A 15,361-nucleotide genomic window follows, 5' to 3' on the forward strand; every position below is an offset into this window, starting at 1 on the left:
CACCCTTCGACGGGGTGCTCGATCGCCTCGACGTGGAGCTCGGCGACCTGGTCCAGGTCGGCGAGGCCTGGGGCCGGCTGGTCGACGACTCGCGCCTCACGGCCATCGGCGCGGCCCCCCAGCGGGATGCCCTGTCGCTGGAGCCCGGCCTGCCCGTCGAGATCCAGCTGCTCGACGGCACCCGTCTCGCCGGCGAACTGAGCCACGTGGCCAGCCGCGCCGAGGAGAGCACCCGCAGCTTCCCCGTCGAGGCGACGCTGGCCAATCCCGAGGGGCGCCGCCTGGCCGGTGCCAGCGCCACCCTGGTCATCCGCCTGCCCGAACGCCGGGTGCATCGCCTCTCCCCCGCCCTGCTCGAGCTCGACGGCGAGGGCCAACTGGCGGTGAAGCACCTGGACGACGACGACCGGGTCCGCCTCACCCCGGTCGAGCTGGTCGACGCCGATGCCGAGACCGCCCGGGTGGCCGGGCTGCCCGAGCGGATCCGGCTGATCACCCTGGGGGGCGGCTTCGTCGAGGCCGGCGAGCGAGTGGAGGCCGTACCCGTCGAGACCCCCACCCCGCAGGCCGGCAACGACGCGCCCGGAGACGCGCCCTGACATGCGCACCCTGATCGAGGCGGCGCTGGATCGCTCGCGTACCACCCTGCTGCTGCTGGTCGCGCTGCTGCTGGCGGGGCTCGCCGCCTGGCAGGCGATCCCCAAGGAGGCCAATCCCGACGTCACCATCCCCATCATCTATGTCTCGATGTCGCTGGAAGGCGTCAGCCCCGAGGACGGCGAGCGGCTGCTGGTGCGCCCCATGGAGCAGGAGCTGCGCAGCATCGAGGGCCTGCGCAAGATGACCGCCCAGTCAAGCGAGAGCCATGCCGCGGTCACCCTGGAGTTCGATGCCGGCTTCGACCCCGACCAGGCGCTGACCGACGTGCGCGAGAAGGTCGACATCGCCCGCGCCGAGCTGCCCGCCGAGGCCGACGAGCCGCGGGTCATGGAGGTCAACGTGGCGCTCTTCCCGGTGCTCTCCATCGGCCTGGCCGGCCCGCTGGAGGAGCGCCAGCGGCTGGCCGTGGCGCGCCGGCTTCAGGAGGAGATCGAGGGTATCCCCGAGGTGCTCGAGGTGGAGATCGGCGGCGACCGCGAGGACCTGCTGGAGATCGTGGTCGACCCCCTGGTACTCGACAGCTACGGAGTCAACTTCGGCACCCTGTTCAACCTGGTCAGCCGCAACAACCGCCTGGTGGCGGCGGGCAGCCTGGACACCGGAGCCGGGCGCCAGGCGCTCAAGGTGCCGGGGATCATCGAGCGCCTCGAGGACGTCATGGCGATGCCGGTGAAGATCGACGGCGACCGGGTGGTGACCTTCGGCGACGTGGCCTGGATCCGCCCTACCTTCAAGGACCCGGAGGGTTTCGCCCGCATCGACGACCAGCCGGCCCTGGTGCTGGAGATCTCCAAGCGCGCCGGCGCCAACATCATCGCCACCGTGGCCCAGGTGCAGGGGCTGCTCGACGAGGCGGAAGGCCTGATCCCCGACGAGCTCGAGATCACCACCATCCTCGACCAGTCCGAGACCGTGCGCGACATCCTCTCGGAGCTGCTCAACAACGTGGTCACCGCGGTGGTGCTGGTGCTGGTGCTGATACTCGCCGCCATGGGCCTGCGCTCGGCGCTGATGGTGGGCCTGACCATCCCCGGGGCCTTCCTCACCGGCATCCTGCTGATCTGGGCACTCGGCTACACGCTCAACATCGTGGTGATGTTCGCGCTGATCCTGGTCGCCGGCATGCTGGTGGACGGCGCCATCGTGGTCAGCGAGCTGGCCGACCGCCACCTGCGCCAGGGGCAGCCGCCCCGCGAGGCCTGGATCCGGGCCGCCACGCGCATGAGCTGGCCGGTGATCGCCTCCACCGCCACCACCCTGGCGGTCTTCGTGCCGCTGCTGTTCTGGCCCGGCGTGGTGGGCCAGTTCATGAAGTACCTGCCGATCACGGTGATCCTCTGCCTGCTGGCGTCGCTTGCCATGGCGCTGGTGTTCCTGCCCACCCTGGGTGGCGTGTTCGGCGTGCGCAGCGCCGGCGCCACCCGCGATGCCGAGCTGGTCACCGCCGGCGGGCGGCTCTACCGGGGCCTGCTGGGCCGCCTGCTCGCCTGGCCGGGCCTCACGCTGCTCGTCGCCCTGCTGCTGATCGCGCTGATCTACACCGCCTACGCCCGCTTCAACCATGGCGTCGAGTTCTTCCCCAGCGTCGAGCCCGACACCGCCCAGGTGCTGGTGCGCTCGCGGGGCGACTTCTCCGCCACGGAGACCGACGCCGTGGTGCGCCGGGTCGAGGCGCGGCTCGCCGGCATGAGCGAGGTCCAGGCGCTCTATGCGCGCTCCTTCGCCGTGCCCGACCAGCAGCTCGGCGGCGACGTGGTGGGGGTACTGCAGTTCCAGCTGATCGACTGGCAGCGACGTCGCCCGGCCAGCGCGATCCTGACCGAGATGGCCGAGCGCACCCGCGACCTGCCGGGGATTCAGCTGGAGTTCCGCGAACAGGAGATGGGGCCGGCCGGCGGCAAGCCCATCGTGCTGGAGATCAGCGCCGAGGAGCCTGCCCTGGCCGACCAGGCCGTCACCGAGCTGCGCCGGAGCATGGGCGAGCTGGGCGGCTTCCGCGACATCGAGGACAACCGCAGCCTGCCCGGCGTGGAGTGGCGGGTGAAGGTGGACCGCGAGGCCGCCGCCCGCTTCGGCACCGACGTGGCAAGCGTCGGCAGTGCCGTGCAGCTGATCACCACCGGGCTGCAGGTGGCGAGCTACCGCCCCGCCGGCGTCAACGACGAGGTGGATATCCGGGTGCGCCTGCCGCGGGGTGCCCGTTCGCTGGACCAGCTGGGCCGGCTGAGCATCAATACCCAACGGGGGCAGGTGCCGATCTCGCACTTCGTCTCGCTGGAACCGGCCCCCAAGGTGGGTACCCTGCACCGCATCGACGGGCGCCGGGCCATCACCCTGGAGGCCGATGTCACCGCCGACCACCGCCCCGACGAGCGCCTGGCGGCACTGATGGCCGCCATGGAGGCGCCCCCCGAGGGGGTGATGGTGAACGTGGCCGGCGAGCAGGAGGACCAGCAGGAGGCGATGCGTTTCCTGGCCACCGCCTTCCTGGTGGCGATCTGCCTGATGGCGCTGATCCTGGTCACCCAGTTCAACAGCCTCTACCAGGCGGCGCTGGTGCTCTCCGCCATCGTCTTCTCCACCGCCGGCGTGCTGCTAGGGCTGCTCGCCAATGCCCAGCCCTTCGGCATCGTCATGGTGGGCATGGGCATCATCGCCCTGGCGGGCATCGTGGTGAACAACAACATCGTGCTGATCGACACCTACAACCAGCTGCGCGGCGAGGGGCTCGCTCCCGGGGAGGCGGCCCTCGAGGCCGGCGGCCTGCGCCTGCGCCCGGTGCTGCTCACCGCCGTGACCACGGTGCTGGGCCTCACGCCCATGGTACTGGGCGTCAACGTCGACCTGATCACCCCGAGCCTGGGGCTGGGCGCGCCCTCCACCCAGTGGTGGACCCAGCTCTCCAGCGCCATCGCCGGCGGCCTGACCTTCGCCACCGGCCTGACCCTGCTGCTCACCCCCTGCATGCTGGTGCTCGGTGCGCGGTTCGATCGCCGGCTCTAGGCAGCGCCGTCAGCCTCGCATCAGGCGGATACGGCACCCGCAACGAGAACGCCCCAGCAACCTCGGGGGCCGATGGGGCGTTCTCCTTGCACGAGGGCGTTGCGCTCAAGCCCGGGTGTCGGCCTCGGCGCGAGCAGCATCCGGCGCATGGGCCGCATGCAGGCGGGCGATCAGCTGGTCCTCGAGGGTGAAGCGCTCGCTGAGCCCGCGGCTCAGGCGGTCGAGCCAGGCGGGAAGGCGACGCATATGGTGCTGGGCCCGGGCGGGACTGTCGTAGTCGCGATCGAAGGAGAGCACCAGCTCGGTGGACATCTCCAGGCGCTCGAGCAGGCGGTCGGCGAGTTCCAGGGCCTGGTGGTCGTCGAAGGCCTTGGCCTCCTCCCGCAGCTGCGGGTAGACCTCGAAGTGACCGGCGCTGATGTAGTCCATCAGCAGCTCGCCGAAGGTATCCACGCGCTCCGCGCTCACCGCCTCGAGCTCGGCGTCACAGGCCTGCTTCAGTGCGGCGAAATGGATCAGCAGCTCACGCCGCTCATGGAGCCAGCGATCGATCAGCTCGTGCACGCCGCCCCAGCGCTCCAGGGCATTCTTGCAGTCTTCCAGCATGGGTGCCTCCCTTGCCCGATGCGGCCAGCCACTCGGGGCACTCGACCCGCGAGTTGACAGACTCGCGCCTGCCGGGCCCGCTGTCAATCCCGTTGCCGCCTCGGCCCGACGCGGCCCTTGAGTCGCCGTGGCTCGCCCGCGAGGATGGGCGGGGCGAGCGGTCGTCGGGGAGCGCGAGGGGAGCGTGGAGAGGCCATCCCGGCATTCGTAGTACCGTATGCGGTACCTTGTAGCGGAGCCAGCCGCCGCGCTGCCGCCATCACAACGTCACGACACCAGGACTCTGGAGGGGATTTCCATGAACAAGCTGACCCGCGCCGGCCTCGGCCTGCTGATGACGACCGCCGTGGCCACGGCCCAGGCCGAGGAGGTCAGGATCGGCATGATCACCACCCTCTCGGGGGGTGGCTCCCATCTCGGCGTCGATGTCCGCGACGGCTTCATGCTCGCCATTGACCAGGCAGACCGCGACGACATCGAGGTGCTGATCCAGGACGACGCCCGCCGCCCCGACCTTGCCAAGACGCTCTCCAACGAGTTCATGCAGCGCGACGAGGTCGACATCATGACCGGCATCATCTGGTCCAACCTGGCCATGGCCGTGGTGCCCTCCGTGGTCCGCCAGGGGACCTTCTACCTCTCGCCCAATGCCGGCCCCTCTGCGCTGGCCGGGAAGATGTGCCACGAGAACTACTTCAACGTGGCCTACCAGAACGACAACCTGCACGGTGCGATGGGCGCCTGGATGCGCGAGCAGGGCTACGAGGCCCCCATCCTGATGGCGCCCAACTATCCCGCGGGCACCGATGCCCTGGCCGGCTTCAAGCACCTCTTCGAGGGTGAGGTCACCGACGAGATCTACACCCAGCTGGGCCAGACCGACTACGCCGCCGAGATCGCCAGGATCCGCGCCAGCGAAGCCGACAGCCTGTTCTTCTTCCTGCCCGGCGGCATGGGCATCTCCTTCATGAAGCAGTGGGAGAACTCGGGGGTGGAGATGCCGGTGTTCGGGGCGGCCTTCTCGTTCGACGAGACGATCATCAAGGCGGTGGGCAGCGCCGCGATCGGCGCCATGAACACCTCGCAGTGGGCCTACGACCTGGAGAACGCGGCCAACCAGGCCTTCGTCGAGGGCTTCCGTGAGGCCTACGAGCGGACCCCAACCCTCTATGCGGCCCAGGGCTACGACACCGCCCGCCTGATCCTGAGCGCCCTGGAGAAGGCCCACCCGAGCGACAAGGACGCCTTCCGCGAGGCCCTGCGCGAGGCCGACTTCGACTCGGTGCGCGGCAAGTTCCGCTTCGGCCCGAACCACCACCCGATCCAGGACATCCATGTCCGCGAGGTGGTCGAGGGCGAGGACGGCGAGCCGACCAACCGCCTGGTCGGACTGGCCGTCGAGGACATCCAGGACGTCTATGCCGAGCAGTGCCGGATGTGATCGTCGCGGTGCCGGGCCGGGCATCATCCCGGCGCCGCCTCCCCCCTCGTTTCCCCAAGGATGCCCGACGTGTCCGTCACCCTGCTGATCGAGCAACTGATCAACGGCCTGCAGCTCGGTACCATGCTCTTCCTGATGGCCAGCGGCCTGACCCTGGTGTTCGGGGTCATGGGGCTGATCAACCTGGCCCATGGCTCCTTCTACATGGTCGGGGCCTATGTCACCGCCCTGGCCACCGCCTCGACCGGCTCCTTCCTGCTGGGGCTGGCGGCTGGCGTGCTGGCAGCGGCCGCGGCGGGCGCCATCGTCGAGCTGCTGGTGATACGCCGCCTCTACCGGCGCCAGCACCTCGACCAGGTGCTCGCCACCTTCGCGCTGATCCTGATCTTCTCCGAGGGCACCCGCTGGCTGTTCGGCTCCTCGCCGCTGTGGCTCAGCCCGCCCGAGGCGCTGGCCGGGTCGGTGGCCCTGCCCGGCGGTTCCCGCTATCCCGTCTACCGGCTGGTGATCATCGCCGTGGGCGTGGTGGTGGCCGCCGGCCTCTATCTGCTGATCGCGCATACCCGGCTGGGCATGCGCATCCGCGCCGGCGAGAGCGACCGCGAGATGATCGGCGCCCTGGGGGTCAACATCCGGCGGCTCTATACCCTGGTGTTCGCCCTGGGGGCCGCCCTGGCGGGCCTGGCCGGTTCGCTGGTGGGCGCCCTGCAGTCGGTGCAGGTGGGCATGGGGGAGCCGGTGCTGATACTGGCCTTCGTGGTGATCGTGATCGGCGGCATCGGCTCGATCAAGGGCGCCCTGCTCGGGGCCCTGCTGGTCGGCCTGGTGGATACCCTGGGACGGGTCTTCCTTCCCGCCCTGTTCGCCCAGTTCATGGCCCCGTCGGACGCCGCGGGAGCGGGGACCGCCCTGGCCGCCATGCTGATCTACATCCTCATGGCGGGGATACTGGCCTTCAAGCCGAAGGGACTCTTTGCCGCCCATGACTAGACCCCACCCCACGACCGCCCCCGCCGCGCTGCGCTCGAGCGGCGCGAACCGCTGGCTGGATCGCCGGCGCCTGGTGCACGGCGGGCTTCTGGCGCTGATGCTGCTCGCCCCGGTCGCCGCCCACCTGCTGGGCGAGGTCTACTACGTCAACCTCGCCTCGCGCATCGCCCTGGTGGCCATGGCCGCCGTGGGGCTGAACCTGGCCATCGGCTTCGGCGGCATGATCAGCTTCGGCCATGCCGCCTACTTCGGCCTGGGCGGCTACGTGAGCGGCATCAGCGCCTACCACGCCTTCGATGGCAGCCTGTTGATGGGCCTGCCCGGCAGCGACGACATGCTGGTGATCTGGCTTTCGGCCGTGCTGCTCTGTGGCCTGCTCGCCCTGGTGATCGGCGCCATCTCGCTGCGCACCTCCGGGGTCTACTTCATCATGATCACCCTGGCCTTCGCCCAGATGGCCTACTACTTCGCCAACTCCTGGCCCGACTATGGCGGCGAGGATGGCCTGCCGATCTATCTGCGCAATACGCTGCCCGGGCTCGATACCAACCACGCCCTGACTTTCTTCCTGGTCTGCTTCACTGGCCTGGTGCTCTCGCTGGCGCTCACTTCGCGACTGATGGGGGCCCGCTTCGGGGCCGCCCTCACCATGGCGCGGCTCAACGAGACCCGCCTGGCCACCGCCGGTATCTCGCCCTTCCCCATCCGCCTGGTGGCCTTCGTCATCTCGGCAATGATCACCGGCCTGGCCGGAGCGCTCTATGCGGACCTCAACGGCTTCGTCAGCCCCTCGATGCTCAGCTGGCACCTCTCGGGCGAGCTGATGGTGATCGTGATTCTTGGCGGGGTCGGGCGCCTCTACGGGCCGCTCGCCGGGGCCATCCTCTTCGTGATGATGGAGACCCTGCTGGGGGGACTGACCGAATACTGGAAGTTCTTCCTCGGCCTGGTGCTGCTGGGCGTGGTGCTGTTCGCCCGGCAGGGGGTGATCGGCTGGCTGGCCGGGAGCGAGCGCCATGAGTAAGGCCGTGCTGTCGATGACCGGCCTGCACAAGCGCTTCGGTGCCCTGCAGGCCACCCAGGACGTGTCGCTGGATCTCCGGGCCGGCGAGATCCATGCCCTGATCGGCCCCAACGGCGCCGGCAAGTCGACGCTGATCGCCCAGATCGCCGGCAGCCTCAGGCCCGATGCCGGGCAGATCCGCCTGGGCGGGCGCGACATCACCGCCCTGGGGGTCGCCCGCCGGGCACGCCTCGGCCTGGGGCGCAGCTTCCAGGTCTCGTGCCTGGCCGAACCGCTCAGCGTGCTGCGCAACGTGATGATCGGGGCCCAGGCGCTGCAGGGGCACAGCTTCCGCTTCTGGCGGCCGGTCAGCCGCGATCGCAGCTTGCTCGAACCCGCCCATGAGGCCCTTGAGCGCATGCACCTCGCCCACCGTGCCGACACGCCGGTGGCGGCGCTCTCCCACGGCGAGCGCCGCCAGGTGGAGGTGGCCTGTGCGCTGGTCCTCGAGCCCCGGGCCCTGCTGCTGGACGAGCCCATGGCCGGGCTCGGCCCCGAGGGGACGGCACGGCTCACCGAACTGCTCGAGACCCTGAAGGAGGAGGTCCCCATCCTGCTGATCGAACATGACATGGACGCGGTGTTCCGGCTGGCGGATCGCATCTCCGTGCTGGTGGCGGGCCGCGTCATCGCCCATGGCGACAGCGAGGCCATCCGCCGCGACCCACGCGTCCGCGACGCCTACCTGGGAGACTGAGATGCTCGAGATCAGCGATATCGAGACGTTCTACGGGCCGTCCCAGGCGCTGTTCGGCGTCAGCCTGCAGGTCGAGGCGGGTGAGATGGTAGCCCTCATGGGGCGCAACGGCATGGGCAAGACCACCACCATCCGCTCGCTGTTCGGCCTGACGCCGGCGCGTCGCGGACGCATCACCTTCGCGTCGCGGGACCTGCGGCGCCTGCCGGCCTACCGCATCGCCCAGTGCGGCCTGGGGCTGGTGCCGGAGGGACGGCGCTGCTTTCCCAACCTCTCGGTACGCGAGAACCTGGTGGTCACCGCCCGTCCCGGCCCCTGGAGCCGGGAACGGGTCGAGGCCCTCTTTCCCCGGCTCGCCGAGCGACGCCGCCAGATGGCGGCCACCCTCTCCGGCGGCGAGCAGCAGATGCTCGCCATCGGTCGCGCCCTGATGACCAACCCACGCCTGCTGGTGCTCGACGAGGCGACCGAGGGCCTGGCGCCGGTGATCCGCCAGGAGATCTGGTCGGCCCTGAGGTTGATCAAGGCGCAGGGGCAGTCGACGCTGATCGTCGACAAGTCGCTGGGCGAGCTGCTGCCGGTGGTCGACCGCTGCACCATCCTGGAGAAGGGGCGCACGGCATGGGAGGGGCCGCCCGAGGCGCTGGACAGCGGCATCCGCGACCGCTATCTGGGGGTATAGCCCCGTGCGCCGGAGGCTCAGGGATGGAAGGCGGTAATTCCCTCGACGAAGCGCCCGCCGGGGCGATAGTGGTCGAGGATAGAGAAGTGGTCATCGCCTTCCAGCAGGGTCGACTCGACGCCGATGCCCCGCCCGCGCAGGTGCTCGGCATAGGCCTGCATCTGGCGGGCGAACTCGCTGGACTCCTCGCTCCCGGCGACCAGCTGCACCTCGGCCGGGACGCGGCAGGGCAGCCCCACGGGACTATAGTCGATCACGTCGCGGCCGGTGAGCTGGAGCTTGGGCTGCAGCCATGACCAGGGAAAGGGCCCGAGGTCATAGAGGCCGCTGACGCACAGCGCCCCCTTGATCAGGTCTTTGGGCAGGCCATAGACGCCTTCCCAGTCGGTGGCCAGCAGCATGGCGCAGAGGTGCCCGCCGGCGGAGTGGCCCGAAACGCTGAGCCGCTCAGGGTCGACCCCCAGTGACACGGCGTTGCGATGGACCCACGCCAGGGCCGCGCGGCTCTGTCTCACCACCTCGCCGAACGCCACCGCGGGGCAGAGGGCGTAGTTGACCACCGCCACCGTGATGCCCGACGCCACCAGGCCGTCGACGACGAAGCCGAACTCCTTGTGGCTGAGCGAGCGCCAGTAGCCGCCATGGAAGAAGAGGTGGCAGGGGGCAGGCTCGCCCTCCTCTCTCCCCTCCTCTCTCCCCTCCTCTCTCCCCTCCTCTCTCCCCTCCGCTCTCTCCTCCGCTCTCTCCTCCCCCATGCCCTCGGCGTGGTAGAGGTCCAGGCACTCGGCAAGCGTCGGTCCGTAGGGCAGGTCGAGCGTCACCCGATGGCGCTGGCAAGACACCGCGCTCCGCTCACGCCAGTCGGCGAGCAGGGCCGCCGGATCGCGCCCCCGCATGGGGTCGTAGGCGCGGTCGATCGCCTCCTGGGAGGCCAGGTCGCGATAGAGCATGGCCCCTAGCCCTGCCAGCGATAGCCGCGACGCGGGCGATTGGCCGCCAGCAGCAGGCCCAGCGGGGCCAGCGCGAGCACCAGGAAGCCAGCCAGGGTCCAGCCGGGTAGCGAGATGCCGAGCAACAGGAAGTCGATCTCGGCGCACTCACCCGAGCCGGAGAGCACCTGGGCCAGCACCTGCTGCAGGGGCAGGATCTCCATCATGTAGTCGAGCCCCGGTCCGCAGCTCGGCACCTCGTCGGCCGGCAGCGACTGCAGCCACAGGTGGCGCCCCGCCACGGCGATGCCGCCACCCACGGCGGCCAGCGACAGCAGGCCGTAGATCACTGCCCCCGCGCGGCCCTCGGGGTCGTGGATCGCGGCGACGAGGAAGACGGCGGCGGCGGCCAGCACGGCCACCCGCTGGAAGATGCACAGCGGACAGGGCTCCAGTCCGACGACATGTTCGAGCCCCAGGGCCACGGCCATCATCAGCACGCAGAAGGCGAGGCCCGCCAGGCTCCACTCGCGGACCGAGAGGCGTCGAAGATCGTCGATCATGACGTCTCTCCCGTCTGCAGCGGCGTGACGGCCCTCACCTCGCGGGCGCGCTCGAAGTAGCGGGCCAGGAAGGTGTCGAAGCCCTCGGTGTCGGCCGCCTCGAGGTCCTGCTGCTGCGCCAGGGAGGTCGCCACCAGCTCATCGAACAGCGCCTCCCGGGAGGGGTCCATGGGGGTGTCGCGGAACTCCTGGGCCTGTTCCCGGGCGAGGCCGAGCATGGCCTCGACGAAGGACTCCCCGGTCGACTCGAGGCGCGCCAGCAACCGCGCGGAGGGCGTAAGGGCGGGGTCCTCCAGGCGCGGCGAGAGGGCCGCCAGCGCCTCGCCGTGAGGCTCGCCCTCTTCCAGGCGGTCGAGCAGCTCCGCCACCGCCGCCATCTCGGCGAGGATCTCGCCGCCCCAGTCGGCAATGGAGCGGTGCCGGCCATCCTGCAGCAGACGCAGCTCGGGGTCCCGGCCACGCTCGACCACCAGGCGGCGGTTGTCGTCCAGCCGGTCGCACTCGTCGTCGGGAATCCAGGGACTCTCGCTGAGCAGGCACCACATCAGGAAGGTGTCGATGAAGCGGATCTGGGGCTCGTCCACCCCCAGCGGCAGGAAGGGGTTGAGGTCCAGGCAGCGCACCTCGATGTACTCCACGCCGCGGGCCTCCAGCGCCTGGCTCGGGGTCTCGTCGTGGCGCGCCACCCGCTTGGGGCGGATGTCGCTGTAGTACTCGTTCTCGATCTGCAGGATGTTGGCATTGAGCTGGCGCCACTCGTCGCCCTCCTTCACGCCCAGCCTCTGGTAGTCCTGCCAGGGCGTGGCGATGGCGTGGCGCAGGGTATTGACGTAGTTGGAGAGCGAGTTGAAGCAGATCTTCAGCTGCTCCTGGACCTTGTTCTGGTAGCCCAGGTCCGACATGCGCAGGCTGGTGGCGTGGCGCGACACCAGGGTCTCCTCGCCATGCCGCTGGAGCTTCTCGGGCAGCTCGCCGCTCGGCAGGAAGCTGTGATCCAGCGCCGGCGAGGCGCCGAACAGGTAGAGCAGCAGCCAGCTGTGGCGACGGAAGTTGCGGATCAGCCCGAAGTAGCGCGTCGAGCGGTAGTCGCGCAGGGGGGTGTCGAGGTCACCCTCGAGTTCGCGCAGCAGCTGCCAGAGGTCATCGGGCAGCGAGACGTTGTAGTGCACCCCGGCGATGGCCTGCATGATGCGCCCGTAGCGAACGTCCAGTCCCTGACGATAGACCCGTTTCATGATGCCCACATTGGAGGTGCCGTAGTCGGCGATGGGCACGCTGTCGTTGCCGTCCAGGCGCGATGGCATGCTGGCCGGCCAGATCAGCTCGTCGCCCAGATAGCGATAGCTGAAGCGGTGCAGGTCGGCGAGGAAGTCGAGGGCGTCGGCAGGCCGGCAGGTGACCGGGGTGATGTACTCCAGCAGCGCCTCGGAATAGTCGGTGGTGATGTGCGGGTGGGTCAGCTTGGAGCCCAGCGCGGCGGGATGCGGGGTGGCGGCGATGCGCCCTTCGCCGTCGACCCGCAGCCCCTCCTTCTCGATGCCGCGGCGCAGGCGGCCGACCCGCCCCTGGTCGGCCAGGGACTTGAGTCGATCGACGCGGCTGATGAACGATTCGGACAAGATGGTCACCCCATATGTGGAAAGGCGGGCGCCGTGGCGCCCGGCAAGCGTCAGATTATGGTGCCGCCTGGCGGCGCTTCAAGGTCAGCGTCCCTTCTTGGCCTGCAGCAGGGCCGCTCCCAGGGCGCCCATCGGGCCGGCCGGCTCGGCCGCCTTGCCGCCACGACCGGCCTTGCCGGCGCCCTGGCCCCGGCCCCGTTCATTGCCGCGCCCGCGGCGCGGCGGGTTGGTGGCCTGGTCGCCTTCCTGGCCGTCGGGCTGGTCATCGAGGCGCATGGTGAGGCCGATGCGCGAGCGCGCGAGGTCCACGCTCATCACCTTGACCCGCACGATGTCGCCGGCCTTGACCACGGTGCGCGGGTCCTCGATGAACTTCTCGGAGAGCGCCGAGATGTGCACCAGGCCATCCTGGTGGACGCCGATGTCGACGAAGGCCCCGAAGTGGGTGACGTTGGTCACGCTGCCCTCGAGGATCATGCCCGGCTCGAGGTCCTTCAGGGTCTCGACCCCCTCGCGGAACTCGGCCGCCTTGAACTCGGGGCGCGGGTCGCGGCCCGGCTTGTCGAGCTCGGCGAGGATATCGGTGACGGTGGGCACGCCGAAGCGCTCGTCGGCGAACTCGGCGGGCTTCAGCGACCTGAGGGTGGCACTGTCGCCGATCAGCCCGGCCAGCGGGCGCCCGCTGCGCTGGGCGATGCGCTCCACCAGCGGATAGGCCTCGGGGTGCACGGCGCTGGCATCCAGCGGGTTGTCGCCGTTCATGATGCGCAAAAAGCCGGCGCACTGCTCGAAGGTCTTGGGCCCGAGGCGGCTGACGTCGAGCAGCGCCCGGCGGCTGGTGAAGGCGCCCTCGGCGTTGCGGCGCGCGACGATGTTGTCGGCCAGGGCCGCATTGAGGCCCGCGACCCGCGACAGCAGCGCGCTCGACGCCGTGTTGAGGTCCACCCCCACGGCGTTCACGCAGTCCTCGATCACCGCCTCCAGGCTCCGGGAGAGCTGCAGCTGCGAGACGTCATGCTGGTACTGGCCCACGCCGATGGACTTGGGCTCGATCTTGACCAGCTCGGCCAGCGGGTCCTGCAGCCGCCGGGCGATGGAGACCGCGCCGCGGATGGTGACGTCCAGCTCCGGCAGCTCCCGGGAGGCGTACTCCGAGGCGGAGTAGACCGAGGCGCCCGCCTCGCTGACCATCACCTTGGAGAGCGCGCGCTTCCCCGCGAAGCGTTTCACCAGGTCGCCGGCGAGCCTGTCGGTCTCGCGGCTGGCGGTGCCGTTGCCCACGGCGACCAGCGCCACGTCGTGCCTCTCCACCAGCCTGGCCAGCTCGGAAAGCGACGCCTCCCAGGCATTGCGGGGCGCATGGGGATAGATGGTGGCGTGCTCGAGGAACTGGCCGGTGGCATCCACCACCGCCACCTTGCAGCCGGTACGCAGGCCCGGGTCGATGGCCAGGGTCGCCTTCTGGCCCGCCGGGGCGGCCAGCAGCAGGTCCTTGAGGTTGGCGGCGAACACCTCGATGGCCTCGAGCTCCGCGCGCTCGCGAAGCCGGCCCATCAGCTCGGTCTCCAGGTGGGTATAGAGCTTGACCCGCCAGGTCCAGCGCACCACCTCGGCGAGCCAGCGGTCGGCGGGGCGGCCCTGGTCGCTGATCGTGAAGTGCCGGGCGATGGCCACCTGGGCCGGGTGGATCGGGGCCTCCTCCTCGCCGGGCAGGCGCAGGGCCAGCGCCAGCACGCCCTCGTTACGGCCGCGGAACATGGCCAGGGCGCGGTGCGAGGGCACCTTGGCAAGCCGCTCGTCGTGCTCGAAGTAGTCGGAGAACTTGGCGCCCTCCTGCTCCTTGCCGGCGATCACCCGTGAGGAGAGCTCGCCTTCGTGCCACAGCCGCTCGCGCAGTTGGCCGACGAGCTCGGGGTCCTCGGCGAAACGCTCCATGAGGATCTGCTTGGCGCCGTCCAGGGCCGCCTTGGCGTCCTCGACGGCGGGGATGTCGCCCTCGGCGGCGCGAAGGTACCTGGCCGCCTCGGCCTCGGGGGTGAGGCTCGGGTCGGCCAGCAGGGCATCGGCCAGCGGCTCGAGTCCCGCCTCCCGGGCGATCTGCGCCTTGGTGCGCCGCTTCTTCTTGTAGGGCAGGTAGAGGTCTTCCAGGCGCTGCTTGGTCTGTGCGCCGCGGATGCTGGCGGCGAGGGCCTCGGTGAGCTTGCCCTGCTCGTCGATGGCGGCCAGCACCGCCTCGCGGCGCTCCTCCAGTTCGCGCAGGTAGGCCAGGCGCTCATGAAGCTGGCGAAGCTGGATGTCATCGAGCCCGCCGGTGACTTCCTTGCGATAGCGGGCGATGAAGGGCACGGTGGCCCCGCCGTCGAGCAGTTCCACCGTCGCCTTGACCTGCGGCGGGCGAACGGCGAGTTCCTCGGCGAGGCGGCTGATGATCTTGTCGTGTGCGTCCATGAAATCCTTGGCAATCAAACGTCCAGACGATCGCGACAAGGTACCACAATCGGGATTCAGGCGGGGACGAATCGCAGCGCCAGGCCGTTGTTGCACCAGCGCAGGCCGGTGGGTTCGGGGCCGTCGTCGAAGACGTGGCCCTGGTGGCCGCCGCAGCGGGCGCAGTGATACTCGGTGCGCGGGAAGACCAGGAAGTAGTCGACGCTGGTCAGCAGGTGCCCCTCGACGTGCTCGAAGAAGCTCGGCCAGCCGGTGCCCGAGTCGTACTTCATGGCGCTGGTGAAGAGCAGCAGGTCACAGCCGGCACAGCGGTACTCGCCCTCGCGGGTCTCCTTGTCCAGGGGGCTCGAGAAGGCCGGCTCGGTGCCCTCCTCGCGCAGGATCTCGAACTGCTCGTCGCTGAGCCGCTCCCGCCACTCGGCCTCGGAGAGCTCCAGCACCTCGAGCCCCTCGGCACGCGAAAGGTCAGGCTTGGGCCGGGCCGCGGCCAACCCCGGCAGCAGGCCGGCGAGACTGCCGGCCCCCAGCACGCCAAGAAAATACCGTCGCTTCATGGTCTCTCTCCGTCGGTGGTCGAACCCCGGCGCCAGCCTTCCCCGCGAGATCACGCCAGGACGCAAACGGGGGAAGGAGCTGACTCCTTCCCCCGGTCAGACCGTC

Annotated in this window: 13 protein-coding genes; 7 read left to right on the forward strand and 6 right to left on the reverse strand. The window is 70.0% G+C overall.

Features of this window, described 5'->3' with window-relative positions; all coding sequences use genetic code 11:
- On the forward strand, positions 1-599 hold a 599-nt coding region (locus tag SCI24_RS06210), incomplete at its 5' end, for an efflux RND transporter periplasmic adaptor subunit (protein WP_318724550.1).
- Position 600: 1 nt separating this feature from the next.
- Positions 601-3,663 carry an efflux RND transporter permease subunit gene (locus SCI24_RS06215; RefSeq protein WP_318724551.1) on the forward strand — a complete coding sequence of 1,021 codons (3,063 nt, stop codon included), beginning with the start codon at positions 601-603 and terminating at the stop codon, positions 3,661-3,663.
- Between the two features lie 105 nt (positions 3,664-3,768).
- Here SCI24_RS06215 and rsd read toward each other — a convergent pair whose 3' ends face one another.
- Positions 3,769-4,269: a sigma D regulator gene (rsd, locus tag SCI24_RS06220; protein ID WP_318724552.1), complete on the reverse strand. Its 501-nt coding sequence runs from the start codon at positions 4,267-4,269 to the stop codon at positions 3,769-3,771.
- A 298-nt stretch (positions 4,270-4,567) separates the two neighbouring features.
- Here rsd and SCI24_RS06225 point away from each other — a divergent pair, with 298 nt between their 5' ends.
- The 5 genes from SCI24_RS06225 (at position 4,568) to SCI24_RS06245 (ending at position 9,142) form a co-directional block, all read left to right on the forward strand.
- Entirely contained in the window at positions 4,568-5,710 is a 1,143-nt protein-coding gene (locus SCI24_RS06225) for an ABC transporter substrate-binding protein (protein WP_318724553.1), read from the forward strand.
- Positions 5,711-5,779: 69 nt separating this feature from the next.
- Positions 5,780-6,700 carry a branched-chain amino acid ABC transporter permease gene (locus SCI24_RS06230; protein WP_318724554.1) on the forward strand — a complete coding sequence of 307 codons (921 nt, stop codon included), beginning with the start codon at positions 5,780-5,782 and terminating at the stop codon, positions 6,698-6,700.
- Positions 6,693-7,724 (forward strand): branched-chain amino acid ABC transporter permease, encoded by a 1,032-nt coding sequence (locus SCI24_RS06235; RefSeq protein ID WP_318724555.1) that lies wholly within the window; start codon positions 6,693-6,695, stop codon positions 7,722-7,724. The genes SCI24_RS06230 and SCI24_RS06235 overlap by 8 nt, the downstream gene beginning before the upstream one ends.
- Positions 7,717-8,460: an ABC transporter ATP-binding protein gene (locus SCI24_RS06240; RefSeq protein WP_318724556.1), complete on the forward strand. Its 744-nt coding sequence runs from the start codon at positions 7,717-7,719 to the stop codon at positions 8,458-8,460. Before SCI24_RS06235 ends, SCI24_RS06240 begins: the two co-directional genes overlap by 8 nt.
- Before the next feature lies 1 nt (position 8,461).
- Positions 8,462-9,142 (forward strand): ABC transporter ATP-binding protein, encoded by a 681-nt coding sequence (locus SCI24_RS06245; RefSeq protein WP_318724557.1) that lies wholly within the window; start codon positions 8,462-8,464, stop codon positions 9,140-9,142.
- Positions 9,143-9,159: 17 nt separating this feature from the next.
- Here the strand turns inward: SCI24_RS06245 and SCI24_RS06250 are convergent, their stop codons facing one another.
- From SCI24_RS06250 to msrB, 5 genes are all read right to left on the reverse strand, one after another.
- Positions 9,160-10,092, reverse strand: a complete 933-nt coding sequence (locus SCI24_RS06250) for an alpha/beta hydrolase (RefSeq protein WP_318724558.1) — start codon at positions 10,090-10,092, stop codon at positions 9,160-9,162.
- 5 nt (positions 10,093-10,097) lie between these two features.
- Entirely contained in the window at positions 10,098-10,634 is a 537-nt protein-coding gene (locus SCI24_RS06255; protein WP_318724559.1) for a disulfide bond formation protein B, read from the reverse strand.
- Positions 10,631-12,262, reverse strand: coding sequence for a glutamate--cysteine ligase (gshA, locus tag SCI24_RS06260; protein ID WP_412929168.1), 1,632 nt, complete (start codon positions 12,260-12,262; stop codon positions 10,631-10,633). The genes SCI24_RS06255 and gshA overlap by 4 nt, the downstream gene beginning before the upstream one ends.
- A gap of 75 nt (positions 12,263-12,337) precedes the next feature.
- A complete protein-coding gene (locus SCI24_RS06265; protein WP_318724561.1) occupies positions 12,338-14,701 on the reverse strand; it encodes a Tex family protein in 2,364 nt (787 codons plus the stop codon).
- Between the two features lie 56 nt (positions 14,702-14,757).
- Positions 14,758-15,255, reverse strand: a complete 498-nt coding sequence (gene msrB / locus SCI24_RS06270; RefSeq protein WP_318724562.1) for a peptide-methionine (R)-S-oxide reductase MsrB — start codon at positions 15,253-15,255, stop codon at positions 14,758-14,760.
- Between the last annotated feature and the right edge of the window lie 106 nt (positions 15,256-15,361).

It is taken from the genome of Halomonas sp. (genome assembly GCF_033549285.1).
In the GTDB taxonomy this organism is placed as follows: domain Bacteria; phylum Pseudomonadota; class Gammaproteobacteria; order Pseudomonadales; family Halomonadaceae; genus Halomonas.